The sequence below is a fragment of the Nocardioides sp. zg-1228 genome (genome assembly GCF_017086465.1).
Classification (GTDB): Bacteria; Actinomycetota; Actinomycetes; order Propionibacteriales; family Nocardioidaceae; genus Nocardioides.
The window spans coordinates 2,835,951-2,861,969 of the sequence record NZ_CP070961.1 but is presented as its reverse complement, the minus strand read 5'-3'; the positions used below and the strand labels follow the sequence as shown (position 1 = coordinate 2,861,969).

Genomic DNA, 26,019 nt, shown 5'->3' with positions numbered 1-26,019 from the left:
GCGGTCAGTGGTCAGGCAGGTGGACGTGAGACGTCGAGGTCGAGGCGCAGGTTGTGCTCGCTTCCCGGCACGGCGCCGAGGTCGAGCAGGTCGAGCGCGAGGTTGGCGAGGTCGCCGTTGCGGACGGGCTGGACGGACTGCCGGTAGGTGGTGCGCCGCATGCCCGGGTCGAGGTAGTCGTCGGCGTTGAGCTCGTAGAGGTCCGCCCCGGCCTCGACGCCCGGACCGGCCACCATGAAGGGCACCCGATAGTTGGCGAGCCGGCGGGGGTCGGAGTGGCTCGCGCCGAGTCCGCCGTGGTCGCTGGTCAGGATGATGGCGGTGCGGCCGACGAGCTCGGGGTCGGACCGCACGGCACCGACGATGACCCCGAGCAGCCCGTCGACCTTCTCGACGGCCCGCAGGTAGCGCGAGGACATGAAGCCGTGGTCGTGACCCGCCGAGTCGGGGAGCGAGAGGTGCACGAACCGGAAGGCGCGCTCGTGGTCGCGCAGGTCGCGCCGGACCGACCGGGCGAGCCGGGTGTTGTCGAGCTGGATGCGGGTGGTGTCGATGCTCCGCGGCCAGCTGCGCTTCCACAGGGAGAACTTCGTCTTGCTCGCGAAGAGCGCCGTCGAGCCCCCTGCGGCCTTGACCTGGGTGAAGACCGACTCGACCCGCTGCCCGGCCGCCGACTGGACGGTCGCCGGGCGGCGCCGGTCGTCGTTCCACGTCACGCCGTGCCCGCCCGTGCTGGCCTCGACCCGGCGGCCGGTCACCATGCCGGTGTGGTTGGGCAGCGTGATGGTGAGCTCGCGCTCGGTGCGGGCGTTGAGCGTCGAGGCGCCGGAGTCCATCAGGTCGTGCAGGTGCGGGGTGCGCTCTCGCCCCAGCTTGGCGAGGGCGTCGGTGTTGAGCCCGTCGACCGAGATGGCGACCACGGAGTCGATGGCGTCGTCGGCCGACACCCGCGGCGTGGGCGGCGGCAGCTCGCCGTCGGGGACCGCGGCCGGGGCCGACGCCGGGCACACCGCGAGGGCGGTGCAGGCGAGCAGGGAGGCGAGCACGGAGCGCAGGGTCACCGGGCGACCCTAACCCGGAGGGAGGGGGTGTGACGGGGCCGACGCACGTGATCGCGTGACCGACGCCAGCCCGAGCGCCTAGCCTGCTGCCTGTGCCGACGCCCCCCGCGAGAGAGACCGCAGACGCCCCCATCGGCATCTTCGACTCCGGCTTCGGCGGGCTCACCGTCGCCCGCTCGGTGATCGACCAGCTCCCGCACGAGTCGGTCACCTACCTCGGCGACACCGCCCGGCAGCCCTACGGCCAGAAGCCCATCGGCGAGGTCCGCGAGTATGCCCTCGAGTGCCTCGACCACCTCTACGAGCAGGGCGTCAAGGCACTGGTCATCGCGTGCAACTCAGCCAGCGCGGCGATGCTCCGTGACGCCCGCGAGCGCTACGACGTCCCGGTCGTCGAGGTGATCCTGCCGGCGGCGCGACGGGCCGCGGCCGCCACCCGCAACCAGCGGGTGGGCGTCATCTGCACCCGGGCGACCGCGAGCTCGATGGCCTACGACGACGCGTTCGCCGCCGCTCCCCACCTGGACCTCCACATCCGGGCCTGCCCGCGGTTCGTCGACTTCGTCGAGCAGGGCGTCACCGGCGGCGACGAGCTCCTCGCCGCCGCGCACGACTACCTCGACCCGCTCGCGGACGCCGGCGTGGACACGCTCATCCTCGGCTGCACCCACTACCCGCTGCTCACCGGCGTCATCTCCTACGTGATGGGCGACGAGGTCACGCTCGTGAGCTCGGCGGAGGAGTGCGCCAAGGACGTCTACAAGATGCTGGCCGGCACGGGCCTGATGCGGCCCGACGGGGAGCCGACCTACACGTTCTCGACCACCGGCAGCCCCGACGACTTCGCCACGGTCGGGCGCCGCTTCCTCGGCTCCGAGCTGCTCGGGGCGACGCAGTTCGCCGGAGGTCGGGCGTGAGCCCGCACCCGCTGCGGCTCACCGTCGTGGGCTGCTCGGGCTCCTATCCCGGTCCCGAGTCGGCCGCGAGCTGCTACCTGCTCGAGGCCGAGCAGGACGGCCGCACGTGGCGGATCCTCCTCGACCTGGGCAACGGCGCGCTCGGCCAGCTCCACCGCTACGTCGACCCGCTGAGCATCGACGCGGTGTTCCTCAGCCACCTCCACGCCGACCACTGCCTCGACCTGTGCGGCTACTACGTGATGCGCAAGTACCACCCGACCGGTGCACAGCCGTCGATCCCGGTGTGGGGCCCCGACGGCACGGCCGCGCGGATGGCACGCGCCTACGACCTGCCCCTCGAGCCGGGCATGACCGAGGAGTTCGACTTCCGCGTCTACGGCGACCGCGACGACGGTGACCGCGCCGAGGTCGAGCTGGGCCCGTTCCGGGTCGAGGCTCGCCGGGTGGTCCACCCGGTCGCCGCCTACGCACTCCGCGTCACCGCCGGAGGCCGCACACTCGTCTACTCCGGCGACACCGCTCCGTGCGCCGAGCTCGACGAGATCGCAGCCGGCACCGACCTGCTGCTCGCCGAGGCGTCGTTCCGCACCGGGGACCCCAATCCCGCCGACCTCCACCTCACCGGCGCCGACTGCGCCCGCACCGCCGCACGTGCCGGCGCCGAGCGGCTCGTGCTCACCCACGTCCCGCCGTGGCACGACCCGGCCGACGCCGAGGCCGAGGCCCGCGCCGCGTGGGACGGCCCGGTCGAGCTGGCCCGCGCCGGGGCGACGTACGACGTCTAGACGAGGCCCGCGTCGTGCACGACCATCGCCACCTGCACGCGGTTGGTGCACTCGAGCTTGGTGAGCAGGCGTGAGACGTGCGACTTGACGGTCGGGATCGACAGGTAGAGCTCCGAGGCGATCTCGGAGTTGCTGAGCCCGCGGCCCACGCACACGGCGACCTCGAGCTCACGCTCGGTCAGCACCGTCAGCCGGTCGGCGGCGGTGGAGGTGCGCGCGCTCGGCGAGCTCCCGCGCAGCCGCGAGACCAGGCTGCGGGTGGCGGACGGTGACAGCATCGCGTCGCCCGCCGCCACGGTGCGGATGGCGCCGACGATGTCGGCGGGCGCGGTGTCCTTGAGCAGGAAGCCGTCGGCGCCCGCCGCCACGGCGCGCAGGACGTGGTCGTCGGCGTCGAAGGTGGTCAGCACGACCACGGCCGGCGGCGACGGACGCGAGTGGAGCACCTGCGTGGCCTCCAGGCCGTCCATCACCGGCATCCGGATGTCCATGAGCACCACGTCGGGCTCGTGCTGGGCGACCTGCGCCAGGCCCTCCTCGCCGTCGGCGGCCTCGCCCACGACCTCGAGGTCCGACTGGCCCCCGAGCATGAGGGTGAGCGCAGAGCGCACGAGCGGGTCGTCGTCGACGAGCAGCACGCGGATCACGGCGCCCACGGTAACCAAGCCTCCAGGACGAACGTCGCCCCCTCCGTGCGCTTCTCGAGCCGGCCGCCGCGCAGCTCGGTGCGCTCGCGCAGCCCGACGAGCCCGAGGCCGGCCCCCGGCGCCGCGCTGGGACGCTCGCCCAACGGGTTGCTCACCACCACCGTGATGCCGCGCTCCTCGTCGCCCGCGGAGCGGATCCGCACCTGCGCGCCGGGCGCGTGCTTGCGCACGTTGGTGATGCCCTCCTGCACGATCCGGTAGACCGTGCGACCGGTGGCGGGCGGGACCGCGGCGGTCGTGTCCACCTCGTCGTCCCAGTCGACCTCGAGGCCGAGTGAGCGCGCCTCGTCGATGAGCGCGGGGACGTCGTCGTACGTCGGCTGCGGGCGGGCGGTGGGCGGACTCGGGTCGTCCTGGCGCAGCACGCCCAGCACCCCGCGCAGCTCGTGGAGCGCGTCGTTGGCCTGGCGCTGGATCTCGCCGAGGCCCTCGCGGAGCTGGTCGGCGTGGAGGTCGGCGCGGAAGGCGAGGGCTCCGGCCTGCATGGAGACCTGCGTGATGCGGTGCGCCACCACGTCGTGCATCTCGCGCGCGATGCGGGCCCGCTCCGCCGAGCGGGCCTTGCCGACCCGCAGCTCCTGCTCGTGCTCGAGCCGCTCGGCGCGGTGGCGCAGGTCGCCGAGCAGCTCGCGTCGCGACCCGATGTAGAGGCCCCACCCCATGACCCCGGCGTTGACCGCCACGTTGACCAGGGCGGTCACCACGAGGTCGTCGCCGCGGACCGGCGCGACCGTCGCCCACGCCTGCGCCGCGACGATGCTGGTGCCGCCGACCAGCAGCACCTCGCGCCAGCGTCGGCGGGTGGCGACCGACAGCGCCGCCAGGGTGGCGGGCCCGGCCGCGATGCCGGAGAGGGCGCTCAGCCCGGCGACCGCCAGCGCGACCTGCACCGGGGCCTGCCGGCGGAAGTGGACGAGGACATAGGAGGCTGCGCCGAGCGCGAGCTCGACGCCGAAGAGGAGGCGGTGCTCGCGCCACTCGGTCGCCGCCACCACCTGCCAGACGGCCGCGGAGAACACCAGGCAGGCGGCGTAGCGCCATGTGTGCGACACCCACGTGAGCTCGGGTTGGGTGTCGGGGCGTGGCGTCACGGCGCACAGGTTAGCCAGCGCTGGCCCTACTTTGGTCGGCTTCACGATGCGACCTGGGACCGATGCACGCGACGCCTCCACAACGCAAGGTGGGACTCCCCGGCCGGGTGGAGCGATCCGCGCGGACGCGGGGGCCGGCTCCCGCAGACGGTCCCCCGGGGGACGGGGCCTCGGATCAGGGCCCCGGACCGGGTCCGGTAGCACACGGGGGTGACCGGACCCGGCTCGGCCACGTCTAGGGTCGGGGCCATGACTTCTGCTGCCCGCGCCGACGGCCGCGCCGACGACGAGCTCCGCCCGATCACGATCACGCGCCACTGGCTCGACCACGCCGCGGGGTCGGTCCTCGTCGAGTTCGGCGGCACCAAGGTGCTCTGCGCCGCGTCCGCCTCCGAGGGCGTGCCCCGCTGGCGCAAGGGCTCGGGCCTGGGGTGGGTGACCGCCGAGTACGCGATGCTGCCCGCCGCGACCAACACCCGTTCGGACCGCGAGTCGGTCAAGGGCCGCATCGGCGGTCGTACGCACGAGATCTCGCGCCTCATCGGCCGCTCGTTGCGCGCCGTCATCGACTACCAGGCCCTCGGCGAGAACACGATCGTGCTCGACTGCGACGTCCTCCAGGCCGACGGCGGCACCCGCACCGCCGCGATCACCGGGGCCTACGTCGCCCTGGCCGACGCCGTGGCGCACCTGCGCGAGACCGGCGCCCTCGCCGGGGAGCCGCTCACCGGCTCGGTCGCCGCCGTCAGCGTCGGCATCATCGACGGAGTGCCCCGCCTCGACCTGCCCTACGAGGAGGACGTCCGCGCCGAGACCGACATGAACGTCGTGATGACCGGCGAGGGCGCCTACGTCGAGGTGCAGGGCACGGCCGAGGGCGCCGCCTTCGACCGCGCCGAGCTCGACGCGCTGCTGAGCCTCGCCGAGAAGGGCTGCGCCGACCTGACCCGCCTCCAGCACGAGGCGCTGGCCCGGTGAAGGTGTTCCTGGCCTCGGCCAACGCCAAGAAGATCGTCGAGATGCAGCGGATCCTGGCCGAGCACGCGCCCGGGATCGAGGTCCTCGGCATCGGTGACGTCGAGGGCTACGTCGAGCCCGTGGAGGACCAGCCGAGCTTCGAGGGCAACGCCCTGCTCAAGGCGCGCGCCGGTGTCGCCGCCACCGGTCTGCCGTCGATCGCCGACGACAGCGGGCTGTGCGTCGACGCCCTCAACGGCATGCCGGGGGTGCTGTCGGCCCGGTGGTCGGGCCAGGACAAGTCCGACGCCCGCAACAACGAGCTGCTGCTCGACCAGCTCCGCGACGTCCCGGACGAGCGGCGCGGCGCGCACTTCACCTGCGCCGTGGCCTGGGTGATGCCCGACGGGCGCGAGCGCGTGGTCGAGGGCCGCATGGACGGCCGGATCACCCGCGAGGTGCGGGGGAGCGGCGGCTTCGGCTACGACGTGGTCTTCGTCGCCGTCGAGCACGAGGCCGACGACCTCACCTCCGCCGAGCTCGAGCCGGGGGAGAAGGACCGGATCTCGCACCGGGGGCGGGCGCTGCGCGCCCTGGCGCCGCAGGTCGCGTCCGACCTCTCAGGCGACTGAGTCGGCATCGAGGGCTGCGCCCTCCCGGGCGCCGCCGACCTGCCGGCTGACCCACGCGCCCCACAGGGCGGCGAAGGCGAACATCACCAGCGAGTAGACGGCCGCCGGCACCGAGATCTCGACCTCGTCGAGCACCTCGACCGCGACGAAGATCGCGAGCGTCGCGTTGTGCACGCCGACCTCCATCGAAGAGGCGATCGCCTGCGGCCCGGTGACGCCCAGCGCCTTCGGCACGTAGTAGCCCACGACCAGGCTGATCGCGCAGAAGAGCGCAGCGATGACGCCGACGTCGGCGAGGTAGTCGCCGACGTCCTCGCGCTGGTCGAGCAGGATCCCGAGCACCAGCACGGCGAGGATCACCGCGGAGCCGATCCGCACGGGCTTGTCCATCCGGCGGGCGAAGGCGGGCGCGCGGTCGTTGACCACCATGCCGATGCCGACGGGCAGGAGGATCAGCGCGAACACCTTGACGATCTCGACCAGCGGCATCGAGACGTCGTCCTGCCGGTCGTAGTAGGCGATGGCGAGCCCGGTGATGAGGGGGAGCGTCACCACGGCGATGACGGTGTTGATGGCCGTCAGCGTGATGTTGAGGGCGACATCGCCGCGGAAGAGGTGGCTGAACAGGTTGGCGGTCGTGCCGCCCGGCGAGGCGGCGAGCAGGAGCATGCCGATGCCGAGCAGGGCCGGCAGGTCGAAGAGCACCACCAGCGCGAAGCAGACGAGCGGCAGCAGCAGGACCTGGCAGGCCAGCGAGACGGCCACCGCCCGCGGTGCCCGGCCGATGCGCTTGAAGTCGCCGACCGTCAGGTCGAGCCCGAGGCCGAACATGATGATCGCCAGGGCGACGGGCAGTCCGACGGTGGTGAGCGCGGAGTCCATGCGCGGACCCTAGTGGTGACGTGGCTCACACCGCAGCCACTCGCGCATCGCGCGCGGATCGTGGTGCGCCCGGTGAGAGTCGAACTCACACTGTCACGGACCTAAACCGTGTGCCTCTGCCTGTTGGGCTACGGGCGCTGGACCGAATCAGGCCAACCCTAGGTCCCGACGCAGCTTGGCGACGTGGCCGGTGGCCTTCACGTTGTACTGCGCCAGCTCGACCGTGCCGTCCTCGTCGATCACGAAGGTCGAGCGGATCACGCCCTCGACCTCCTTGCCGTAGAGCTTCTTGGTGCCGAACGCGCCGTAGGCCCTGTGCACGGCCAGGTCCTCGTCGGAGAGCAACGTCAGCGTCAGCGCGTCGCGCTCGCGGAACTTCGCGAGCTTGGCGGGGGCGTCCTTGGACACGCCGAGCACCTCGTATCCCTCGCCGCGCAGCGACTCGAGCGACTCGGAGAAGTCGCAGGCCTGCGTGGTGCAGCCGGGCGTCATCGCGGCGGGGTAGAAGTAGAGGATCACCTTCCGGCCGCGCAGGCCCGACAGCGAGATGGGCTCGCCGGTGTCGCTGGGGAGGGTGAAGTCGGGTGCGGCGTCGCCGGGGGAGAGGCGGTCGGGCATCGGGGGCTCCTGTGCGCTGGTCGGCCCGGACCGCGGCCCGGGTGTGGTTGTTGCAAGACATTTGCAATAAGGTCGAGGGTGTCGGAGCGGCATCGGGGGATCCGCGCCGGACACCACTCATCCAACCAGTCGCGGCCAGTGCCACCCACGGCCGCCATCCATCCGAGACACCCACCAGCAGGAGCGACCCGTGCACGTGCCCGACGGTTTCCTCGACGCCCCCACCTCGGTGGCCACCGGGGTCGTGGCGGCCACCGCGGTCGCCCTGTCCCTGCGCGGTGCGCGACGCGAGCTGGACGACCGCACGGCGCCGATGGCCGGGCTGGTCGCGACCTTCGTGTTCGCCGCGCAGATGATCAACTTCCCGGTGGGCGCGGGCACCAGCGGCCACCTCATGGGCGGTGCTCTCGCCGCGGTCCTGGTCGGGCCGTGGACCGCGGTGCTGTGCCTGTCGGTGGTGCTCCTGGTCCAGGCCCTGCTGATGGCCGACGGCGGCATCACCGCGCTCGGCACCAACATCACCCTCATCGGCATCGTCACCGTCGCCGTCGGCTGGGTGGTGTTCGTCGGCCTGCGCCGCGTGCTGCCCAAGCGCCTCGGCATGGTCGCGCCCGCAGCCGCGGTCGCCGCCCTGGTCAGCGTGCCGGTCGCGGCCCTCGTCTTCACCGGCCTCTTCGCCGTCGGCGGCAACATCGAGGTGGACCTCGGCGCCGTCCTCACCGCGATGCTGGGCTGGCACACCGTCATCGGCCTCGGAGAGGCCGTCGTCACCGGCCTGGTGGTCGCGAGCGTCGTCGCGGCCCGCCCCGACCTCGTCCACGGCGCCCGACCACTGCTCGTCGAGCGCGAGCTCGAGCTGCGAGACGGAGTCCACCGATGAGCACCCGCCGCTTCTTCGCCGTCGCCCTGGTCGTCAGCCTGCTCGTCGCAGGCGTCGCGAGCTACTACGCCAGCTCGCACCCCGACGGCTTGGAGTACGTCGCCGAGCAGACCGGCTTCATCGACTCCGCGGAGGACTCCGCTACCGCCGACAGCCCTCTCGCCGACTACCAGACCTCCGGCGTCGACGACGCCCGGATCAGCGGTGGGCTCGCCGGCGTGATCGGCGTGGTCGTGATGCTGCTGCTGAGCACGGGCCTGTTCTGGCTGGTGCGCCGCCGCGGGCCCGACGGGCCCGACGCCGCGCCCCGGGAGGCGTCCCACGACGACACACCCTCGACGCGCACGCCGGGGTCCTGATGGGTGCCGGGCACGGGCACCGGCTCCACTTCCACGGGCACAGCCCGGTCCATCGCGCGCCCGCGCACCTCAAGGTGCTGGCGCTGCTCGGCTTCATGCTCGTGGTCGTCGCCACCCCGCGCGAGGCCTACCCGCTGTTCGCGGTCGAGGCCGCGGTCCTGCTGGGCGTCATCGCGCTCTCCCGGGTGCCGCTGCGCTACCTGCTGCCCCGCATGGTCGTCGAGCTGCCGTTCGTGGTCTTCGCCGTGCTGATGCCCTTCATCGCCCACGGGCCGCGCACCGAGGTGCTGGGGGTGAGCGTCTCCGAGCCCGGGCTCGTCGCCGGCGTCGCGCTGCTGGTCAAGGGCAGCATCGGCGTTCTCGCCTCGCTCACCCTCGCCGCCACCACCGAGCCGCAGGACCTGCTCCGGGGACTGCAGCGGCTGCGCGCGCCCGACCTGATCGTGCAGATCATGGGCTTCATGATCCGCTACCTCGACGTCGTCACCGACGAGCTCACCCGGATGATGACGGCGCTGCGCTCGCGCGGCTGCGACCCCCGCTCGCCGCGCCACTGGCCGGTGCTGGCACGTTCGCTGGGCGCGCTGTTCATCCGGTCCTACGAACGGGGCGAGCGCGTCCACCTCGCGATGCTCTCGCGCGGCTACGACGGGAAGCTGCCGTCGTGAGCACCCCCGTCCTCGACGTCCGCGGGCTGGCGTTCGCCTACCCCGACGGCCACCAGGCGCTCTTCGGGGTCGACCTCCACGTCCACCGGGGCGAGCGGGTCGCCCTGCTCGGTCCCAACGGCGCGGGCAAGACCACCCTCGTGCTCCACCTCAACGGCATCCTCACCGCGGGCCGGGGTTCGGTCACGGTCAGCGGGCTCCCGGTCGCCAAGCAGCACCTCCTCGAGATCCGGCGCCGCGTCGGCATCGTCTTCCAGGACCCCGACGACCAGCTCTTCCTCGGCACCGTCCGCCAGGACGTCGCCTTCGGGCCGGCCAACCTCGGGCTCAAGGGCGCCGAGCTCGACCGCCGGGTGATGGACGCGCTCGACCGGGTCGGCATGGCCGACTTCGTCGACCGGCCGCCGCACCACCTGTCCTACGGCCAGCGCCGCCGCGTCGCGGTGGCCACCGTGCTGGCGATGGAGCCGGAGGTCCTGGTGCTCGACGAGCCCTCCTCCAACCTCGACCCCGCCTCGCGCCGCGAGCTCGCCGACATCCTCCGCAGCCTCGACGTGACGGTGTTCATGGTCACTCACGACCTGCCCTACGCCCTCGAGCTGTGCCCGCGCAGCGTCGTGCTCAGCGAGGGGGTCGTGGTCGCCGACCGGCCGACGTTCGACGTCCTCACCGACGACGAGCTGATGGCCGCCCACCGGCTCGAGCTGCCGTGGGGGTTCGACCCGCGTCGCATTGATAGCCTTCCCGGGTGACCCAGGACATGAGCGCGCTCGAGCGCGAGATCGAGGAGACGCGCGAGCGGCTGGCCTCGACAATCGACCAGCTCGCCTACCGTGCCCACCCCAAGACGATCATCGGCCGCCAGGTGACGACCCTGAAGGCGCACTTCGTCGACCTCGACACGGGCGAGCCGCGCACCGACAACATCCTCCAGGCCGCCGGCATCGTGGTCGGCGTCGTCGTCCTGCTCGGCATCGTCCGGAAGGTCGCGCGCTGAGCGCCGTGCCGGGTGTGGGGGGCAGCGCCCCGATCAAGATGCTCCACGACCGCATCCTCGTCGAGGTCGACCAGGAGGCCGGGGAGCGCCGGTCCACCGGCGGCATCGTCATCCCGGCGACCGCCGCGATGGGCGCACGGCGACTGGCCTGGTCGCGCGTGATCGCCGTGGGCCCCCACGCCCGCGCCGTCGAGATCGGTGACCGCGTGCTCTTCGACCCCGAGGACAAGGCCGAGGTCGAGGTGCAGGGCGAGGTCTACGTCGTCATGCGCGAGCGCGACGTCCACGCGGTCGCCGCGGAGCGCCTCGAGGGCGGCTCCACCGGGCTCTACCTCTAGCCCTCCAGCCCGTCCCCTTCTCCGCCAGCCAGGAGCGCCCGATGGCCTACTTCGTCAAGCAGTCCCACCGCGCCCCCGCGGTCACCTCGCCCGTCCCGGTCGACGAGTCGCTCCCGCGCGCGTGCATCATCGGCGCCGGCTCGTCGGGCATCGCCGCGGCCAAGCAGCTCTACCTCGCCGGAGTCCCGTTCGACTGCTTCGAGAAGGGTCGCGACATCGGCGGCACCTGGGTCCTCGACAACTCCAACGGGCAGTCGGCCTGCTACGACACCCTCGAGATCAACACGTCCTGCCCGCGGATGGCGTTCTCGGACTTCCCGATGCCCGAGGACTACCCGCCCTACGCACGGCACGACCAAGTGCGCGCCTACTTCGAGCAGTACGTCGACCACTTCGGCTTCCGCGACACGATCACGTTCGACACCACCGTCCAGGACGTCTCCCGCTCGGCCGACGGGCGCTGGGACGTGCGGATCTCCGGACCCGGCGGCACCGAGACCCGCACCTACGACGCGGTGCTCGTCGCCAACGGCCACCACTGGGACCCGCGGTGGCCCGAGCCGGCCTATCCCGGCACGTTCGACGGAGAGCAGATCCACGCCCACGACTACCGCTCCGGCGAGCAGCTCGCCGGGCGCGACGTCGTCGTGGTCGGCGCCGGCAACTCCGCGATGGACATCGCGGTGGAGTCGTCGCTCGTGGCGCGTACGACGACGTGGTCGGTGCGCCGCACGGAGTGGGTGCTGCGCAAGTTCCTCCTGGGCCGGCCGAGCGACCAGGTCGCCCTGCCGGGGTGGCTGCCGTGGTGGGTCACGGCGGCGCGCCTGCGGCTCGGCGCCGCCTACGCCGGCAGCATGACGAAGTACGGCCTGCCGGCCCCGACCCACAAGCCCGGCCAGTCGCACCCCGTCCAGTCCGACCGGATCCGCGAGCGACTCGACGCCGGCGCGATCACCGCTCGGCCCGGCATCGAGCGACTCGACGGCGACCGGGTGGTCTTCGTCGACGGCACCGACGCGCCGGCCGACCTGATCGTCTGGGCGACCGGCTACCGGGTCAGCTTCCCGTTCCTCGCCCCCGACCTGGTGTCCCCACACGACAACGACCTGCCGCTGTGGAAGCGCACCGTCCACCCGGACCTGCCGGGCCTCTACTTCATCGGCCTCGTCCAGGCCATCGGCGCGGTGATGCCGATCGCCGAGGCGCAGTCGGCGTGGATCGCGGACACGCTCGCCGGTCGCTACGTCCCGCCGGCCGGCGACGTCGTACGCCGCCAGATGGACGCCGAGCACCGTCGCGACAAGCGGCAGTTCTACGCCTCGCCGCGCCACACGATGGAGGTCGACTTCGACCACTACCTGTGGGACCTCGACCGCGAGCGCAAGGCCGGTCGGGCGCGGGCCGCGACGCGTACGCCGTCCCTCGGCTCGGCCGCTGGGCCGGCGGCCTCCGCGTCCGTCGCGGCTGCCGCGCCGACGTCAGGCGGTGGGGGAGTGCGCCGCACGCTCGCCCGCGTCCTGCTGGGCGCGGCCCGCTGGCGGGCCGTGGGCGAGGTGCCCCAGCGCGCCGTCCTCGTCGGCGCCCCGCACACCTCCAACTGGGACTGGGTGCTCACCATCCTCCTGGCGTGGCGCTACGGCATCGACATCCGGCTGCTCGTCAAGAAGGAGCTCTTCGTGGGCCCCCTGGGCTGGCTCCTGCGCCGCACCGGCGCCGTCGCGCTGGACCGGAAGAACCCGTCGGCGACCATCAAGGCGCTGCTCGCCGAGGCCGAGGGCGACGACCCCTGGTTGCTCGGCCTCGCCGCGGAGGGCACCCGCTCGCGCGGGGAGTACTGGAAGTCGGGGTTCTACCGGATCGCCCGCCAGACCGGCCTCCCGATCACCCTCGCGTTCATCGATGCGCCGTCCCGCACGGTCGGCTGGGGGCCGACCTTCCACCCGACCGGCGACGTCCGCGCCGACATGGACCTGGTGCGCGCCTTCTACACCGACAAGACCGGCATCCGCCCCGACGACTTCACGCCGCCCCGCCTGCGCGAGGAGGACTGAGGACCCATGCCGTTGTACCCCCCAGAGGGGTGTGATCGGCTCGCCCCGATCGCGCGCCCCCGCTAGGTTGACCGTTCAACCGAAGGGAGCATGCGAAATGGCATTTCTGCTGTGGATCCTTGCCGTCATCCTCGTGGTGTCCGGCATCGTCTCGTTGATCAGGGGTCAGATGCTCTGGGGCATCGTGCTCATCATCGTCGGGCTGCTCGTCGGCCCCGGTGGAGTCAGCCTGTTCACGTAGCAGCCCTTGCGGGAGAGCGTGCGAGGAGTCGGTCCGTCAGGACCGGCTCCTCGCTCCCATTTACGGGGCGTTCGCGTCCGCTGTCGGAGTCCCCGCTCGAGCGGGGACTCCGACACTTGGAGGGGGTTGCAACGGCCTCCAGGTGTCGGACTCGCCCACCAAGTTCGCGTTACGTCAACGCGTCTCGTTGGCGCGCCCGAGTGGGGTCCGGTCGCCGCTGCCCCCGCACCGAGTCCCACAGCGAGGCGGCATCACGCGAAGAGTGCGTCGCCGTAGCGCAGCACCACCACCAGGACCAGTCCGAGCAGCCACGCGACGACCACCATCGCGTCGAGTCGTGCGCTCACCGCCTCCTCGAGCGCTCTCTGGGCCCGCGGCGGAAGCGGGAGGTGTCCTGCCCGGATGTTGATCCGCGTCATCTCGAAGAAGACCAGCGTGGTCGCGACCGTGACCAGCAGACACCACGGGCACAGCGCGCCGATGGCGAAGAGCCCCTGGTAGAACAGCCAGTACGCCAGGACGACGCCGAGCGCGTACACCGCCTGGGCGCAGAGCATGAACCACCGGGGGAACCTGACCCCTCCAAGGCTGGCGACGGCCAGCGTGATGACCACGGGCTCGGCGACCAGGCCCAGGTAGGCGTTGGGGAACCCGAACAGCGACGCCTGCCACGAGCTGCCCACGGTGCCGCAGCTGATGACGGCGTTGATGTTGCAGCCGAACTCCGCGCTCGCGTTGGCGGCCAGCTCGAGCGCGTCGACAGCGAGGACGAACGAGGCGACCAGGCTCACGACCGCCCCGGCCAGCATCATCGCCCAGTCGCCGCGGTCGGACGCGACACCCGCCCGGGGCGCGCTGCTGCTGCTCCCGCGGCCGCGGGGGATGCGACTGCCGGCGGCGGCGGAACGCGAGGCGGTCATCGGTCCGACCGCCCCGCGGCTGCCCGCACCGCCTCGGTGAGGTCACCGGGCGCGTAGAGGTTGCCGTCGAAGACGACGCCGTCCACCCGGACGGTCGGGGTGCCCGTGATGCCGTCGGAGTCGAACGCGTGCTGGGTGACGTCTGCGACCCACGTGGCGTACGCGCCTTCGGCGAACCGGGCCGCGGTGTCCTGCGGCACGCCGGCCGCTACGGCCAGGTCCGCGAGCTCGTCATCGGTGTGGCCGGCGCCGCCTTCGATCGGCTGCGAGGCGAACAGCGCGGCGTGGAAATCGAGAACGCGGTCGGGTGCTGAGTCCGCGACGGTGGCGACGGCGTTGGCGGCACGCGTCGAGTACTGGGTGCCCGAAGACGCACGGTCGAGGAACGACAGGGGCCGCAGGTTGAGCTGTACGACGCCTTCCTCGACCAGGGCGTCGAGCTCGGCGCCGTTGGCGGCCTCGAAGTCCGCGCAGTACGGGCACAGGTAGTCGTAGAACACGTCGACGATGACCGGGGCGTTGCCGCTGCCGACGGGGATCGCGGGACCCTCCGTGTTGCGCGGCGTCGTCGACGAGGTGTCGCGAGCGGTGTCAGCTGCGGTGCTCGGGCCTCCCGCGCGTCCGGATGCGCCCACCACCACGACGACGACGGCGACCAGCAGGACCGCGACGATGGCCCCGCCGGCAGCCTGTAGTTGTCGGCGTCGGCGCTCGCGCTGCTGCTGCTCGCGCGCCAGGCGCTCCCGAGCCGTCGTGGGTACCGCGTGCCCGTTCACCTGCGCCTCGCTCTCGCTGCCGGCGGCTCCCGGGTGGGAAGCGGTTGCGCCGGACTGTCGCCCCGGGTCCGCCGGTGTCGTTGCCGAGTCGGCGGAACGGACGGCCGCGTCCCCGGCGGATCGACGGGGCTGCGGAGGCGGCTGCCGTTCGCATCCCCCACTCTGACGGGCCGACGAGTTGCACCCACAAGCACAAGGTCCCGACCTGGGCGCCCGAAGGTCCCGACCTGGCTGCGTCCGCCGAACAGCGGCCGCGCGGGACCGGTGACGGCGCACCCTCCCGTGCCAACGGGCGAGCAGGTGCACGAAGAGCTCGCGACGCAGAACGGCAGAGGCCCTTCCGGATCTCTCCGGAAGGGCCTCTGCTGTGTTCGGTACGCCATCAGGGACTCGAACCCCGAACCCGCTGATTAAGAGTCAGCTGCTCTGCCAATTGAGCTAATGGCGCGCGCGGTGAAGCGAGTAGAACTCTACCCCGTGGCCATCGGCACGCGAAATCGAGGTGGCTCAGACCTCGGCCAGGACCGCTTGAGCGGCGTTGTGCCCGCCCAGGCCCGACACCGCTCCGCCGCGTCGCGCGCCGGAGCCGCACAGCAGGACGGTGTCGTGCTCGGTCTGTACGCCCCACTGCCGGGCCGGCGTGTCGAGGCGGGAGCGGTTGGGTGCCCAGGGCCACTCCAGGTCGCCGTGGAAGATGTGCCCGCCCGGCATGGCGAGGTCCTGCTCGACGTCCTGGGGCACCTTCGCCTCCACGCACGGCCGGCCGTCGGCGTCCGTGGCGATGCAGTCGGCGAGCGGCTCGGCCAGCACCGCGTCGATCGAGGCGAGGGCCCGCTGGACGGCGACGTCGCGGGCGCCGGGATCGGCGTCGAAGAGCCCGTCGGGGGTGTGCAGGCCGAAGTAGGTCAGGGTGTGCGCCGAGCCGGCCCGGTCGCCGAGGATCGAGGGGTCGGTGAGGCTGTGGCAGTAGACCTCGCCCGGCAGCGGGTCGGGCACCGAGCCGCCGGCCGCGGCGGCGTACCCCTGCTCGAGGAGCGAGTAGTCCTCGGCGAGGTGCAGCGTGCCGGCGAACGCGACGGCCGGGTCGACGCCCGACCTGAGGGCGGGCAGCCGGTCGAGCAGGACGTTGATCTTGAGCTGAGAGCCCGACGGCTTGGTCTCGGCGTCCTCGCCCTCGCCGAGCAGGATCCGCAGCACCCAGGGCGCGACCCCGGACAGCACCCGCCGACCGGTCACCGCGTGCTCGCGCTCCCCGTCGTGCCAGGTGACCTCGGCGCCGTCCGCGCCGGGGGTGATGGAGCTGACGCCGGCCCCGGTCACGATCTCGGCACCGGCCTCGACGGCCGCCCGGGCGAGGGCGTCGGTCACCGCGCCCATCCCGCCGATCGGCACCCGCCACTCGCCCGTGCCGTTGCCGATGAGGTGGTAGAGGAAGCACCGGTTCTGCACGAGGGAGGGGTCGTCCATCGACGCGAACGTGCCGATCAGCGCGTCGGTGGCGACCACCCCGCGCACCGTGTCGTCGGCGAAGCGCCGGGTGATCGCGCGCCCGAGCGGCTCCTCGACGACGTCGGCCCAGGTGCGCTCGTCGACCCGGTCGCGCAGCTCGCGCTCGAGCGGCAGCGGCTGCATCAGGGTCGGCGCGACGACGCCGGCGAGCCGGCCCACCTCGTCGTAGAAGGCCTGCCAGGCGGCGTACTCGTCGTCGCCGCCCGTGAGCTCGCGGAACGACGCGCGCGTCGCCTCGCCCTCGGGTCGCTCGACGAGGAGCCCACCGTCGCGGCCCGCGCGCGTCCAGGGCGTGTACGACGCCGTGGTGCGCGAGGCGAGCCGGACGTCGAGGTCGAGGTCGGCCATCAGCTGCTGCGGCATCAGGCTCACCAGGTAGGAGTACCGGGAGAGCCGGGCCGGGTGACCGGCGAACGGCTCGACCGACACGGCGGCGCCGCCGATGTGCCCGAGCCGCTCCAGCACGACCACCGAGAGGCCGGCGCGGGCGAGGTAGGCGGCGCTGACGAGGGCGTTGTGCCCGCCGCCGACGACCACGACGTCATAGCTGCCGGTGCCCTGGTCCACCGCACCAACGTAGTCCCCCGGGCGCTCCGACCGGCGGCCGGCCGTGCCCGCCGCGGGGCGCCAGCAGCAAGGCCCTTCGCCGCCGGGGTGGGGTCCAAGGACCCTTCGTCCCGCGTCCCGCGCGGCGAAGAGTGGAGGCACAGCACCAGTCGAGGAGGACGTCATGACCGAGCAGCTCACCGCCACCCGCGGACCCAGGATCGTGGTGGGGGTCGGGCCCGAGGACGTGGAGTCCGCGCTGGCGTTCGCGGCCGCCGAGGCCGTACGCGCAGGGTGCGGGCTGCACCTGTTGCACGCCCTCGACCTGGCGCCGGCCGGTCCGGAGGCCTGGCTGGTCGCCGCCGATCTCCAGGCCTGGGGCGTCGAGCACCTCGCCGACGCCGTGAAGCGGGCCGAGGGCCTGGTCGACGGAGCGGTGCCCGTGACCCACGAGCTGGTCCGTGGCACGGCGGTCGGCTCGCTGGTCGAGGCCGGACGGTCGGCGCGGATGGTCGTGCTGGAGCACCGGCACCTGTCGCGGCTCTCGCGGATCGTCAACCGCACGGTCGCCGGCGGCGTCGCCGCGCACCTGCGGGTGCCGGTCGTGGCCGTGCCGAGCGGGTGGCGTCCCGACGGGGCGCAGCGCGTCGTGGTCGCGGGAGTCGACGTGCCCGAGCGCTCCGACGAGGTGCTGCGCGCGGCCCTGGCCGAGGCGCACGCGCGCGGCGCGCAGCTGCGGGTCGTCCACGCGTGGTCCCTGCCGCGCCCCTACGAGGGGGTCACCAGGGCCGAGGAGGTCGGGCGCTGGTCGGACTCCGTACGGGCCGAGGTGCTGTCCGCGCTGGACCGTGTCGGCGACCTCTCCGCGGCGACCGACGCGGAGGTGCGCATCGAGCAGGGCCGCGCGGCCGACTGCCTGGTGCGGGCCTCACTCGACGCCGAGCTGCTGGTCATCGGTCGCCACGACCCGCTCGTGCCGATCGGGTCGCACGTCGGACCGATCGCGCGCGCGGTGCTCCGGGAGTCCGGTTGCCCGGTGCTGCTCGCGACCCCGCGATCCCACCCGGCGGCCTACCACCCGTGAGGTCAGCGGCCGAGGAGCCGTGAGAGGAACCCCTTGCCCGCCCCCGCGGCGGCCTTCTCCTCCGCGGTGTGCTGGCCGTTGCACCACTGGCCGGCGGGGACGCCGGCCCTGACCTGACCGATGTGCTGGCCGCAGCCGGCCCACGTGGTCTTGCCGCAGGTCTTGCAGCGGACTGCTCGACACATGTCGTACCTCTTCCTCGGTGAGGGATGGGTGGGTCAGACGAGGGCGGGGAACGCCGTCACTTCTCCACCACGACCTCGCGCCCGGACGCCAGCCAGCCCTTGGTCCCGCCGGCCACCGACACCGCGTCGAAGCCGCTGGCCACCAGCAGGTCGGTCATCGCCTTCGACCGGTTGCCCGAGGCGCAGATCACGTGCACGCGGGCGCCACGGTCGAGCTCGCCGAGGCGGGACGGGAGCTGGCCCATGGGCACGGAGAGCGCCCCCGGCACGTGGCCCTCGACGTACTCGCTCGTCTCACGGACGTCCACGGTGACGCCGCTGTCGCGCTCGGCGGCGTACTCCTCGACGGTGATCTCGGGCGTGCGGTGCGACATGCGGTCCTCTCAGGGTGCTTCGTCCACCGCCGATTTTATCGCCGTGGGACAGGCGCACCGAAACCGAGAGATACCCCCCCGGGTGGTACGCACTCGCGGCTGGTCGCGACACCGCGCCTCGGCGGGAGTCGTAGGGTCGTCCGCCGAGGAGAGGAGCGTCGGTGAGGGAGAAGCGGAGGACGAGGTGGAGGGAGCGCGTCGACGACCGGCTCGCTGACCCGATCTGGTGGAACGACGTCCTGCAGCTGTTCAAGACCGTGCTGGCGGCGGTCGCCGCCTGGGTCATCGCGGCGAGCGTCCTCGACCTGCCCCAGCCGTTCCTGGCGCCCTGGTCCGCGCTGCTCGTCGTCCACGCCACCGTCTACCGCACGTTCTCGAAGGGGATGCAGCAGGTGGCGGCCACCGTCGTCGCCGTGCTGCTCGCGACGCTGGTGGGCGAGGCGTTGGGGCTGAGCACCTGGGCCGTCACCCTGCTGCTGGTCGTCGCACTCGTGCTGGGGGCCGTCCCGTGGCTGGGCGCCGAGGCCACCACCATCGCGACGACGGGCCTCGTGGTGCTCACCACCGGCTTCGATGACGACGCGATGCTCGTCGCGCGCCTGCTCGACACCGCGATCGGGGTGGGTGTCGGCCTGCTGGTCAACGTCCTCGTCTGGCCGCCCCTGCGCCGGCACACCGCGGCCAAGGCGCTCGAGCGCGTCGACGAGAGCATCGGTGAGCTGCTCGTCGACATGGCGGGCGGTCTGGGCGACGGGTGCCAGGACGAGGACGTCACGGGCTGGGTCGACCGCACCCGCGACATCGACGCCGACCTCGACCAGGCCTGGGCGCTGGTGCGGCAGGCCGAGGAGAGCGCCCGGATGAACCCGCGCCGCTCGGCGCGCCCGATGAGGAACCCGGAGGAGTGGCACGAGCTGCTGCGCCGCATGGAGCAGGCGGTGGCCGAGACCCGGAGCCTGGCGCGCACCCTCGGCGGCCAGCGGGCCCACCGCGAGACGTGGGGGGACTCCTTCGCCGTCCCCTGGATCTCCATGCTCGGCGACGCCGGCCGGGCGACCAGCTCCGCCGACCCCGCGGCGCTGCTCGACGTGCGCCGCCGGCTCGTGGAGTTCACCGAGAAGCTGCGCTCCACCGAGCGCTCGCCCGAGTGGCCCGTCTACGGCGCGCTCATCATCAACCTGCGCAACATCGTCGACGCCATGGACCAGGTCGCGGAGGCGAACCCGATCGGCGGACCGCCGCTGCCGCTGCGGATCCCGCAACGTCGCGCTTGACCTTGCCGCAGGGGCAGGGCACACGCTCGGGCAGCCGGCGGCGCAGGGTCGCCGGCAGGAGAGGAACGATGATGCTGTCCATCGGCGAGTTCGCTCGGGAGACCGGGCTCAGCGCCAAGGCGCTGCGCCTCTACGACGAGCTCGAGCTGGTCACGCCGGCCGAGGTCGACGACCGCACGGGCTACCGCCGCTACACCGCCGACCAGGTGGACCACGCGCGCCTGGTCGCCCGCCTGCGGGTGGCCGGGGTGCCGTTGCGCACCATCGCGGCGGTCGCCGGTGCGACCACGCCCGAGGTGGCGGCGGCCGAGCTGTTGTCCTACTGGCGGCAGGTCGAGGCGGACACCGCGTCGGCCCGCAGCATCGTCGCGTCGCTCCTCGCCCAGATGAGAGGACGTCACGCCATGACCGACACGACCGAGACCACCACGCGGATCCCGAGGTCCGCCCACCGCGCCGGGCGCGGCGCGCGCGACGCGCAGCTCGACGAGGTCCATCCCCGCACCCACCGGCTCGCGGCGCAGGTCGCGGGGCAGCGGCTCTTCGCCGTGGCCGACGGCTTCGGCGACGCCGACGGCGCGGCAGGGGTCGCCCTCGACGCCCTGGCCGCCCTGGACGCCGCGCCCGCCGGCCCCGACCCGCTCGGGGCCCTGGACGCGGCGGTCCGCACCGCCGCCGACGCCGTGGCCCGCCGCGCCGACGACGGCGCGCCGGGCAGCGGCACCACCCTGACGGCGCTGCTGCTCGTCGGCGACCGGGCGCTGGTCGCCCACGTCGGCGACTCGCGCGCGTACGCCGTCGGCGGGGAGGGACTCGTCCGGCTCACCCACGACCACACCGTCGTGCAGTCGATGCTCGACCAGGGACGCCTCAGGCCGGAGGAGGCCGGCGACCAGCCGTCGCCGGCCGTCCTCAACCGCGCCCTGGGGCACGGCACGCCGACCGCGCCCGACCTGTCCGTGCGCCCGGTCGCCCCGGGGGAGCGGCTGGTGCTCACCACCGACGGCGTCCACGCGGTGCTCGAGCCGCGACTGCTGGCCGAGCTCCTGACCGCACCGGGGGAGCCCGACGAGGTGGCGGCGTCGGTGGAGGCGGCCGTCCTGGCCGCCGGGGCGCCGGACAACTACGCCGTCGTCGTGGTGGAGGTCTGAGCGGGCCGCCCCGTACGACGATCGAGCCCCCGACCGGATCCGGTCGGGGGCTCGATCTGCATGGGGTGAGTAACGGGACTTGAACCCGCGACATCCGCCACCACAAGGCGGCGCTCTACCAGCTGAGCTATACCCACCATGCCCCTCAGCTCGCGCTGTGGACGACGAGAAGTGTAGGGCACTCAGTCCGTGGAGCCGGAATCGGCGTCCGCGTCCGGGCCGAGGCCGGTGAGCTGGCCGCCGTGACGGGCCGCGATCTCCCGGGCGCTCGCGCTGTCGGGGCCGGGCGGGGGCACGAAGACGGCCTCGCGGTAGTAGCGCAGCTCCTCGATGCTCTCCTGGATGTCGGCGAGCGCGCGATGGTTGCCGCGCTTGGTCGGGGCCGCGAAGTAGGCCCGGGGATACCAGCGGCGCGAGAGCTCCTTGATCGAGGAGACGTCGACGATGCGGTAGTGGAGGAACGACTCGAGGCCGGGCATGTCGCGGGCGAGGAACGCGCGGTCCGTGGCCACGGTGTTGCCGGCCAGCGGCGGCCGGCTCCCGTCGGGGCAGTGCTCCTTGATGTAGGCGAGCACCTCCTGCTCGGCGTCGGCCAGCGTGGTCCCGGCGGCGAGCTCGTCGAGCAGCCCGGACTTCTCATGCATCGAGCGGACGAACTCCACCATCTGGTCGAGGGCCTCCTGGGAGGGCTTGATGATGACGTCGACGCCCTCGCCCAGCACGTTGAGCTCGAAGTCCGTGACGAGGGCCGCGACCTCGATGAGCGCGTCGGCGCCCAGGTCGAGGCCGGTCATCTCGCAGTCGATCCACACCAGTCTGTCGCTCACGACGTGTCACCCTACTGGGGGGTTCTCAGGGACGACTCAGCCTCACCTCCTAGGGTCGTGGCCGTGAAGGACTGGTTCGGCCTCGTCGCTCGCCTGGCGACGGGAGGCGTGTGGGTCGCGGCGGGGGCGCTCAAGCTGCCCTATCCCGCCGAGAGCGTGCGCGCCGTGCGGGCCTACGACCTGCTTCCCGAGGCGATCGTCCCTGCCGTCGGGCACCTGCTGCCCGTGCTCGAGGTGGTCATCGGCCTCTGCCTGATCCTGGGCGTGCTGGTGCGCGGCAGCTCCGTCGTCTCCGCCCTGCTCTACCTGGCCTTCATCATCGGGATCTCGAGCGCGTGGGCGCGCGGGCTGTCGATCGACTGCGGCTGCTTCGGCGGCGGGGGCGAGATCCCCGACGCCGCTGCGAAGTACCCCCGCGAGATCGCCCGCGACGTCGTCCTGATGGCGCTGAGCGGGTGGCTCGTCGTCCGCCCCGCGTCCCGGCTGGCGCTCGACAACGTGCTGTTCGCCTCGACCGCCGATCCCGGCACCCACCCCCCGACCGATGACACCTCCGACCACGAAGGAAGCCTCGATGGCGCAGAAGAAGACCACGCACAGGACCGCTGAGGAGAAGGCCGCCACCGCGGCCAAGCGGGAGGCGCGGCGGGCGCGGACCGAGCGGGCCCGTGCCCAGGCCGAGGAGCGACGCAAGAAGGCCAAGCGCAAGGAGCAGCTCACCCGCTTCGGGCTGATCGCCGGTGTGCTGGTCCTCGTCGTGGGCGGCTACTTCCTGATCAGCAACCTCGGCTCCGACAAGCCCGACACCGCTCCCGCTGGCGCGAGCGACGACTACGGTCTGGTCCTCGGTGAGGACGACGCCCCGAAGTCGATCGTGGTCTACGAGGACTTCCTGTGCCCCTTCTGCGGCCAGCTCGAGCAGACCGTCGGCGACCAGCTCGACGAGGCCGTCGAGGCCGGCGAGGTCAAGGTCGAGTTCCGGGCGCTGCCGTTCCTCGAGCGGATCAGCGACTTCTCCCCGAAGGCGGCCAACGCCCTCGCCGTGGTGCTCGACACGTCCGGACCCGAGGTCGCCAAGTCCTTCCACGACCTGCTCTACGACAACCAGCCCTCGGAGTCGGGCCCGTTCCCCGACGACGACCAGCTCGTCGCGTGGGCCGTCGAGGCCGGTGCCGACGAGGACGCCGTGCGTCCCGGCATCGAGGACATGGCCTTCGAGGGCTGGGTCGACGCTGCCGGCGAGGCCGCGTCGAAGGCCGGGATCAAGTCCACGCCGACGGTGCTGGTCGACGGCAAGAAGGTCGAGGGCCAGACCCTCGCCGAGATCGCCGAGGCGATGGTCGGGCCCACCAGCTGACCCGCGCCCTGCGACACTGCGGGGCGTGAGCCTCCAGTCGTTCGTCGCGGGCCTGCCCAAGGCCGAGCTGCACGTGCACCACGTCGGGTCGGCGTCGCCGCGGATCGTCTCCGAGCTCGCGGCGCGCCACCCCGACGCGGGGGTGCCGTCCGACCTGGAGGCGTTGCGGGAGTTCTTCACGTTCCGCGACTTCGCCCACTTCATCGAGGTCTACCTCTCCGTGGTCGACCTCGTCCGCACACCCGAGGACGTGCGGCTGCTGACCTACGAGGTCGCCCGCGACATGGCCGAGGGCCAGAACCTTCGCTACGCCGAGCTGACCTGCACCCCCTACACCTCCGTCCTGCGCGGCGTCCCGATCGAGGCCTACACCGAGGCGATCGAGGACGCGCGGATCGCCGCCGAGCGCGACTTCGGGCTGGTGCTGCGCTGGATCTACGACATCCCGGGGGAGTCCGGTCTGCCGGCCGCCGATGCGACGCTGCGCTACGCGCTCGAGCACCGCACCGATGCGCTCGTCGGCTTCGGGCTGGGCGGACCCGAGGTGGGGGTGCCGCGGGCGCAGTTCCGCGAGCACTTCGACACCGCACGTGCCGCCGGGCTGCGGTCGGTGCCGCACGCGGGTGAGACCACCGGGCCGGAGACGGTCTGGGACTCGGTGCGGCTGCTCGGCGCCGAGCGGATCGGTCACGGCTGCTCGGCCGCGACCGACCCCGACCTGCTCGCCCACCTCGCCGACACCGGCGTGGTGCTCGAGGTGTGTCCGACGTCCAACGTCGCCACGCGCGCCGTCGACCGCATCGAGGACCATCCGCTCCGCACGTTCGTCGAGGCCGGCGTCGTGGTGACGATCAACTCCGACGACCCGCCGATGTTCGCGACCACCCTCAACCACGACTACGAGGTGGCCGCGCGCCTTCTCGACCTCGACGAGCGCGGTGTCGCCGCTCTCGCGCGGGCCGCCGTCGACGCCTCGTTCGCGCCGGCGGACGTCAAGGCGCGCATCGGCGCGGAGATCGACGCGTACGCCGCCCGGTAGCGGCCCGCCAGCTCCACCCGCAGGGCGGCGCGGGCAAAGGTGAAGGCCCCGCTACCTCATACGTGGCGGGGCCTGGCGACCACTCTGGCGGAGCCGGGCGGCATCCGCGGGGAGGCCGCCGGGCGTGTCGGTGACCTGTGGCGCCCCCGGCAGGACTCGAACCTGCAACCCACGGATTAGAAGGCCGTTGCGCTATCCGTTGCGCCACGGGGGCTGGGCGCGGTCAGTATCCCAGTAGCGCACGGCCCGCGCTCCGCAAGGTGGTTGCGGAGCGCGGGCCGTGGTGGCGGCAGACGGTCAGGCAGCGGCGGGCGTGACGTCCCTCGCGTCGGTGTCGGCGTCCTCGCGCCACGCCTCGCGCCCGCGGGGGGCGTCGTACGTCGACTGGTCGAGGATGCCCTCGCGCTTGGCGACGATGGTCGGGACCAGCGCCTGGCCGGTGACGTTGACCGCGGTGCGGCCCATGTCGAGGATCGGGTCGATCGCCAGGAGCAGGCCGACGCCCTCGAGCGGCAGGCCGAGCGTGGACAGCGTCAGCGTGAGCATCACGGTGGCGCCGGTGACGCCGGCCGTCGCGGCGGAGCCGATCACGGAGACGAACGCGATCAGCACGTAGTCGGTGATCGAGAGGTCGAGGCCGAAGAACTGCGCCACGAAGATCGCCGAGATCGCGGGATAGATCGAGGCGCAGCCGTCCATCTTGGTGGTCGCGCCCAGCGGCACGGCGAACGACGCGTAGGCGCGGGGCACGCCGAGGTTGCGCTCGGTGACCGACTCGGTCACCGGCATGGTGCCGATCGAGGACCGGGACACGAAGGCGAGGGAGATCGCCGGCCAAGCGCCGGAGAAGAACTGGCGCACCGAGAGGCCGTTGAGGCGCAGCAGGGCGGGGTAGACGCCGGCGATGACGATCGCCAGCCCGGCGTAGATCGCGACGGTGAACATGCCGAGCGAGCCCAGGGCGTCCCAGCCGTAGCTGGCGACGGCGTTGCCGAGCAGGCCGACGGTCGCGATCGGGGCGAGCAGGATGATCCACCACAGCACCTTCTGGACGACCGCCAGCGCGGAGCGGACGAAGGCCAGGAACGGCTCCGCTGCCTCGCCGACCTTGAGGGTCGCGATGCCGACGGCGATGGAGACCACGAGGATCTGCAGCACGTTGAACGACAGCCCCACCGAGCCGTCGTCGGACGCCGAGCCCTCGAGACCCAGCACGTTGGCCGGCACCAGGCCGGTCAGGAAGTCGAGCCACGAGCCCGTGCTCGACGGCGCCGCTGCCGCCTCGGAGGTGACGCTGGTGTGGTCGCCGGGCTGCAGCACCAGGCCCAGCACGATGCCGATGACGACCGCGATGAGGGCGGTGATGGCGAACCACATGAGGGTGCGCCACGCCAGTCGGGCGGCGCCCGCGACGTCGCGGAGGTTGGCGATCGAGGCGACGATCGCGAGGAAGACCAGCGGAGGCACCACCGCCCGCAGGAGGGTCACGAACGTGCCGCCCACGGTGGAGAGGGTCTCGGTCAGCCAGTTGGGGTCGACCTCGCCGGTGCCGGCGTCGACGCCGTCGGCGCCCATGCTGCGGGCCACGAGGCCGAGGACCACGCCGAGCACCAGTCCGATCAGGACCTGGGTGCCGAACGAGGGGAGCCGTAAGCGGGTGCGCTTCTTGTCGGCCGTAACAGAAGTAGTCATACTGAAAAGATAGCCTTTCCGAGAGGCAGCCCGTCGACGCGGGCGCCGGGACCGGGTGGTGCGGGAGACGGTCTGAGGGCGCGCGGTCAGCGACAGAG

Annotated in this window: 30 protein-coding genes and 4 tRNA genes; 18 read left to right on the top strand and 16 right to left on the bottom strand. The window is 72.8% G+C overall.

The genetic code is table 11. From position 1 onward, the window contains the following. Positions 1-11: 11 nt before the first annotated feature. Entirely contained in the window at positions 12-1,061 is a 1,050-nt protein-coding gene (locus JX575_RS13775) for an alkaline phosphatase family protein (protein ID WP_186340736.1), read from the bottom strand. A gap of 92 nt (positions 1,062-1,153) precedes the next feature. Between JX575_RS13775 and murI the strand changes: the two genes are divergently transcribed. Then, positions 1,154-1,978 (top strand): glutamate racemase, encoded by an 825-nt coding sequence (gene murI / locus JX575_RS13770; RefSeq protein ID WP_186340737.1) that lies wholly within the window; start codon positions 1,154-1,156, stop codon positions 1,976-1,978. Next, positions 1,975-2,766, top strand: a complete 792-nt coding sequence (locus JX575_RS13765) for an MBL fold metallo-hydrolase (protein ID WP_241005165.1) — start codon at positions 1,975-1,977, stop codon at positions 2,764-2,766. Before murI ends, JX575_RS13765 begins: the two co-directional genes overlap by 4 nt. On the opposite strand, the gene JX575_RS13760 is transcribed toward JX575_RS13765, so the two are convergent. Together JX575_RS13760 and JX575_RS13755 are read right to left on the bottom strand one after the other, a co-directional pair. Further along, positions 2,763-3,413 (bottom strand): response regulator transcription factor, encoded by a 651-nt coding sequence (locus JX575_RS13760; RefSeq protein ID WP_206054399.1) that lies wholly within the window; start codon positions 3,411-3,413, stop codon positions 2,763-2,765. The two genes, JX575_RS13765 and JX575_RS13760, sit on opposite strands and share 4 nt — an antisense overlap. Continuing rightward, positions 3,410-4,564, bottom strand: a complete 1,155-nt coding sequence (locus JX575_RS13755) for a histidine kinase (protein ID WP_241005164.1) — start codon at positions 4,562-4,564, stop codon at positions 3,410-3,412. The genes JX575_RS13760 and JX575_RS13755 overlap by 4 nt, the downstream gene beginning before the upstream one ends. 249 nt (positions 4,565-4,813) lie before the next feature. On the opposite strand from JX575_RS13755, the gene rph reads away from it, so the two are divergent. Continuing rightward, positions 4,814-5,542, top strand: a complete 729-nt coding sequence (rph, locus tag JX575_RS13750) for a ribonuclease PH (RefSeq protein ID WP_186340738.1) — start codon at positions 4,814-4,816, stop codon at positions 5,540-5,542. Continuing rightward, the gene (rdgB, locus tag JX575_RS13745) at positions 5,539-6,153 is read left to right on the top strand and encodes an RdgB/HAM1 family non-canonical purine NTP pyrophosphatase (protein WP_186340739.1); all 615 of its coding nucleotides are present in this window, start codon (positions 5,539-5,541) and stop codon (positions 6,151-6,153) included. Before rph ends, rdgB begins: the two co-directional genes overlap by 4 nt. Here the strand turns inward: rdgB and JX575_RS13740 are convergent. The 3 genes from JX575_RS13740 to bcp all read right to left on the bottom strand — a co-directional run bounded on the left by JX575_RS13740 (position 6,142) and on the right by bcp (position 7,653). Beyond that, positions 6,142-7,035 carry a bile acid:sodium symporter family protein gene (locus tag JX575_RS13740; protein WP_186340740.1) on the bottom strand — a complete coding sequence of 298 codons (894 nt, stop codon included), beginning with the start codon at positions 7,033-7,035 and terminating at the stop codon, positions 6,142-6,144. The genes rdgB and JX575_RS13740 overlap by 12 nt on opposite strands. Before the next feature lie 61 nt (positions 7,036-7,096). Then, positions 7,097-7,173, bottom strand: a tRNA-Leu gene (locus JX575_RS13735). A 9-nt stretch (positions 7,174-7,182) separates the two neighbouring features. Further along, positions 7,183-7,653 carry a thioredoxin-dependent thiol peroxidase gene (gene bcp, locus JX575_RS13730; protein WP_186340741.1) on the bottom strand — a complete coding sequence of 157 codons (471 nt, stop codon included), beginning with the start codon at positions 7,651-7,653 and terminating at the stop codon, positions 7,183-7,185. 190 nt (positions 7,654-7,843) lie between these two features. On the opposite strand from bcp, the gene JX575_RS13725 reads away from it, so the two are divergent. The 8 genes from JX575_RS13725 to JX575_RS13690 all read left to right on the top strand — a co-directional run bounded on the left by JX575_RS13725 (position 7,844) and on the right by JX575_RS13690 (position 13,187). Continuing rightward, complete coding sequence (locus JX575_RS13725) at positions 7,844-8,533, top strand: energy-coupling factor ABC transporter permease (protein ID WP_186340742.1); 690 nt, start codon at positions 7,844-7,846, stop codon at positions 8,531-8,533. Further along, positions 8,530-8,892 (top strand): PDGLE domain-containing protein, encoded by a 363-nt coding sequence (locus JX575_RS13720; RefSeq protein WP_186340743.1) that lies wholly within the window; start codon positions 8,530-8,532, stop codon positions 8,890-8,892. The genes JX575_RS13725 and JX575_RS13720 overlap by 4 nt, the downstream gene beginning before the upstream one ends. Further along, positions 8,892-9,560 (top strand): cobalt ECF transporter T component CbiQ, encoded by a 669-nt coding sequence (cbiQ, locus tag JX575_RS13715; RefSeq protein ID WP_186340744.1) that lies wholly within the window; start codon positions 8,892-8,894, stop codon positions 9,558-9,560. Before JX575_RS13720 ends, cbiQ begins: the two co-directional genes overlap by 1 nt. Next, a complete protein-coding gene (locus tag JX575_RS13710) occupies positions 9,557-10,312 on the top strand; it encodes an ABC transporter ATP-binding protein (RefSeq protein ID WP_186340745.1) in 756 nt (251 codons plus the stop codon). Before cbiQ ends, JX575_RS13710 begins: the two co-directional genes overlap by 4 nt. Beyond that, entirely contained in the window at positions 10,309-10,557 is a 249-nt protein-coding gene (locus tag JX575_RS13705) for a DUF3618 domain-containing protein (RefSeq protein WP_186340746.1), read from the top strand. The genes JX575_RS13710 and JX575_RS13705 overlap by 4 nt, the downstream gene beginning before the upstream one ends. Before the next feature lie 38 nt (positions 10,558-10,595). Then, positions 10,596-10,895 (top strand): co-chaperone GroES, encoded by a 300-nt coding sequence (locus JX575_RS13700; protein WP_186341225.1) that lies wholly within the window; start codon positions 10,596-10,598, stop codon positions 10,893-10,895. Positions 10,896-10,936: 41 nt separating this feature from the next. Next, on the top strand, positions 10,937-12,946 hold the full coding sequence (locus tag JX575_RS13695; RefSeq protein ID WP_186340747.1) for an NAD(P)-binding domain-containing protein: 2,010 nt from the start codon (positions 10,937-10,939) through the stop codon (positions 12,944-12,946). Positions 12,947-13,043: 97 nt separating this feature from the next. After that, a complete protein-coding gene (locus JX575_RS13690) occupies positions 13,044-13,187 on the top strand; it encodes a GPGG-motif small membrane protein (protein ID WP_186340748.1) in 144 nt (47 codons plus the stop codon). A gap of 251 nt (positions 13,188-13,438) precedes the next feature. Here JX575_RS13690 and JX575_RS13685 read toward each other — a convergent pair whose 3' ends face one another. The 4 genes from JX575_RS13685 to JX575_RS13670 form a co-directional block, all read right to left on the bottom strand. Continuing rightward, on the bottom strand, positions 13,439-14,107 hold the full coding sequence (locus tag JX575_RS13685) for a vitamin K epoxide reductase family protein (RefSeq protein WP_186340749.1): 669 nt from the start codon (positions 14,105-14,107) through the stop codon (positions 13,439-13,441). Next, entirely contained in the window at positions 14,104-14,883 is a 780-nt protein-coding gene (locus tag JX575_RS13680; RefSeq protein WP_186340750.1) for a thioredoxin domain-containing protein, read from the bottom strand. The genes JX575_RS13685 and JX575_RS13680 overlap by 4 nt, the downstream gene beginning before the upstream one ends. Positions 14,884-15,258: 375 nt before the next feature. Then, positions 15,259-15,331: transfer RNA gene (locus JX575_RS13675), tRNA-Lys, on the bottom strand. Positions 15,332-15,390: 59 nt separating this feature from the next. Further along, positions 15,391-16,959, bottom strand: coding sequence for an NAD(P)/FAD-dependent oxidoreductase (locus tag JX575_RS13670; RefSeq protein WP_241005163.1), 1,569 nt, complete (start codon positions 16,957-16,959; stop codon positions 15,391-15,393). A 163-nt stretch (positions 16,960-17,122) separates the two neighbouring features. Between JX575_RS13670 and JX575_RS13665 the strand changes: the two genes are divergently transcribed. After that, the gene (locus tag JX575_RS13665; protein ID WP_186340752.1) at positions 17,123-18,022 is read left to right on the top strand and encodes a universal stress protein; all 900 of its coding nucleotides are present in this window, start codon (positions 17,123-17,125) and stop codon (positions 18,020-18,022) included. 2 nt (positions 18,023-18,024) lie between these two features. Here the strand turns inward: JX575_RS13665 and JX575_RS13660 are convergent, their stop codons facing one another. Together JX575_RS13660 and JX575_RS13655 are read right to left on the bottom strand one after the other, a co-directional pair. Then, positions 18,025-18,207, bottom strand: a complete 183-nt coding sequence (locus JX575_RS13660) for a hypothetical protein (RefSeq protein ID WP_186340753.1) — start codon at positions 18,205-18,207, stop codon at positions 18,025-18,027. Positions 18,208-18,263: 56 nt separating this feature from the next. Beyond that, positions 18,264-18,581 carry a rhodanese-like domain-containing protein gene (locus JX575_RS13655; RefSeq protein WP_186340754.1) on the bottom strand — a complete coding sequence of 106 codons (318 nt, stop codon included), beginning with the start codon at positions 18,579-18,581 and terminating at the stop codon, positions 18,264-18,266. Positions 18,582-18,742: 161 nt separating this feature from the next. Between JX575_RS13655 and JX575_RS13650 the strand changes: the two genes are divergently transcribed. After that, positions 18,743-19,855, top strand: a complete 1,113-nt coding sequence (locus JX575_RS13650) for an aromatic acid exporter family protein (RefSeq protein WP_186340755.1) — start codon at positions 18,743-18,745, stop codon at positions 19,853-19,855. 68 nt (positions 19,856-19,923) lie between these two features. Further along, on the top strand, positions 19,924-21,006 hold the full coding sequence (locus JX575_RS13645; protein ID WP_186340756.1) for a MerR family transcriptional regulator: 1,083 nt from the start codon (positions 19,924-19,926) through the stop codon (positions 21,004-21,006). Between the two features lie 61 nt (positions 21,007-21,067). Here JX575_RS13645 and JX575_RS13640 read toward each other — a convergent pair. Together JX575_RS13640 and orn are read right to left on the bottom strand one after the other, a co-directional pair. Then, positions 21,068-21,143: transfer RNA gene (locus JX575_RS13640), tRNA-His, on the bottom strand. A gap of 45 nt (positions 21,144-21,188) precedes the next feature. Then, positions 21,189-21,833 (bottom strand): oligoribonuclease, encoded by a 645-nt coding sequence (gene orn / locus JX575_RS13635; protein WP_186340757.1) that lies wholly within the window; start codon positions 21,831-21,833, stop codon positions 21,189-21,191. Between the two features lie 63 nt (positions 21,834-21,896). On the opposite strand from orn, the gene JX575_RS13630 reads away from it, so the two are divergent. The 3 genes from JX575_RS13630 to JX575_RS13620 are packed head-to-tail and all read left to right on the top strand — an operon-like array spanning position 21,897 to position 24,229. After that, positions 21,897-22,442, top strand: coding sequence for a MauE/DoxX family redox-associated membrane protein (locus JX575_RS13630; protein ID WP_241005162.1), 546 nt, complete (start codon positions 21,897-21,899; stop codon positions 22,440-22,442). Beyond that, positions 22,408-23,190 (top strand): thioredoxin domain-containing protein, encoded by a 783-nt coding sequence (locus JX575_RS13625; protein ID WP_186340759.1) that lies wholly within the window; start codon positions 22,408-22,410, stop codon positions 23,188-23,190. Before JX575_RS13630 ends, JX575_RS13625 begins: the two co-directional genes overlap by 35 nt. A 25-nt stretch (positions 23,191-23,215) precedes the next feature. Then, positions 23,216-24,229, top strand: coding sequence for an adenosine deaminase (locus tag JX575_RS13620; RefSeq protein ID WP_206054398.1), 1,014 nt, complete (start codon positions 23,216-23,218; stop codon positions 24,227-24,229). A 138-nt stretch (positions 24,230-24,367) separates the two neighbouring features. Here JX575_RS13620 and JX575_RS13615 read toward each other — a convergent pair. Together JX575_RS13615 and JX575_RS13610 are read right to left on the bottom strand one after the other, a co-directional pair. Continuing rightward, positions 24,368-24,443, bottom strand: a tRNA-Arg gene (locus JX575_RS13615). An 83-nt stretch (positions 24,444-24,526) separates the two neighbouring features. Beyond that, positions 24,527-25,921 carry a dicarboxylate/amino acid:cation symporter gene (locus tag JX575_RS13610; protein WP_186340760.1) on the bottom strand — a complete coding sequence of 465 codons (1,395 nt, stop codon included), beginning with the start codon at positions 25,919-25,921 and terminating at the stop codon, positions 24,527-24,529. Positions 25,922-26,019: the final 98 nt, after the last annotated feature.

Coding starts and splice junctions, on each gene's coding strand:
- JX575_RS13700 (WP_186341225.1), top strand. CDS start 10,596: ATGCTCCACGACCGCATCCTCGTCGAGGTCGACCAGGAGGCCGGGGAG.
- JX575_RS13665 (WP_186340752.1), top strand. CDS start 17,123: ATGACCGAGCAGCTCACCGCCACCCGCGGACCCAGGATCGTGGTGGGG.
- cbiQ (WP_186340744.1), top strand. CDS start 8,892: ATGGGTGCCGGGCACGGGCACCGGCTCCACTTCCACGGGCACAGCCCG.
- JX575_RS13625 (WP_186340759.1), top strand. CDS start 22,408: ATGGCGCAGAAGAAGACCACGCACAGGACCGCTGAGGAGAAGGCCGCC.
- JX575_RS13660 (WP_186340753.1), bottom strand. CDS start 18,207: ATGTGTCGAGCAGTCCGCTGCAAGACCTGCGGCAAGACCACGTGGGCC.
- JX575_RS13610 (WP_186340760.1), bottom strand. CDS start 25,921: ATGACTACTTCTGTTACGGCCGACAAGAAGCGCACCCGCTTACGGCTC.
- rph (WP_186340738.1), top strand. CDS start 4,814: ATGACTTCTGCTGCCCGCGCCGACGGCCGCGCCGACGACGAGCTCCGC.
- JX575_RS13695 (WP_186340747.1), top strand. CDS start 10,937: ATGGCCTACTTCGTCAAGCAGTCCCACCGCGCCCCCGCGGTCACCTCG.
- JX575_RS13690 (WP_186340748.1), top strand. CDS start 13,044: ATGGCATTTCTGCTGTGGATCCTTGCCGTCATCCTCGTGGTGTCCGGC.
- JX575_RS13645 (WP_186340756.1), top strand. CDS start 19,924: ATGATGCTGTCCATCGGCGAGTTCGCTCGGGAGACCGGGCTCAGCGCC.
- JX575_RS13655 (WP_186340754.1), bottom strand. CDS start 18,581: ATGTCGCACCGCACGCCCGAGATCACCGTCGAGGAGTACGCCGCCGAG.
- JX575_RS13740 (WP_186340740.1), bottom strand. CDS start 7,035: ATGGACTCCGCGCTCACCACCGTCGGACTGCCCGTCGCCCTGGCGATC.
- JX575_RS13685 (WP_186340749.1), bottom strand. CDS start 14,107: ATGACCGCCTCGCGTTCCGCCGCCGCCGGCAGTCGCATCCCCCGCGGC.
- JX575_RS13720 (WP_186340743.1), top strand. CDS start 8,530: ATGAGCACCCGCCGCTTCTTCGCCGTCGCCCTGGTCGTCAGCCTGCTC.
- bcp (WP_186340741.1), bottom strand. CDS start 7,653: ATGCCCGACCGCCTCTCCCCCGGCGACGCCGCACCCGACTTCACCCTC.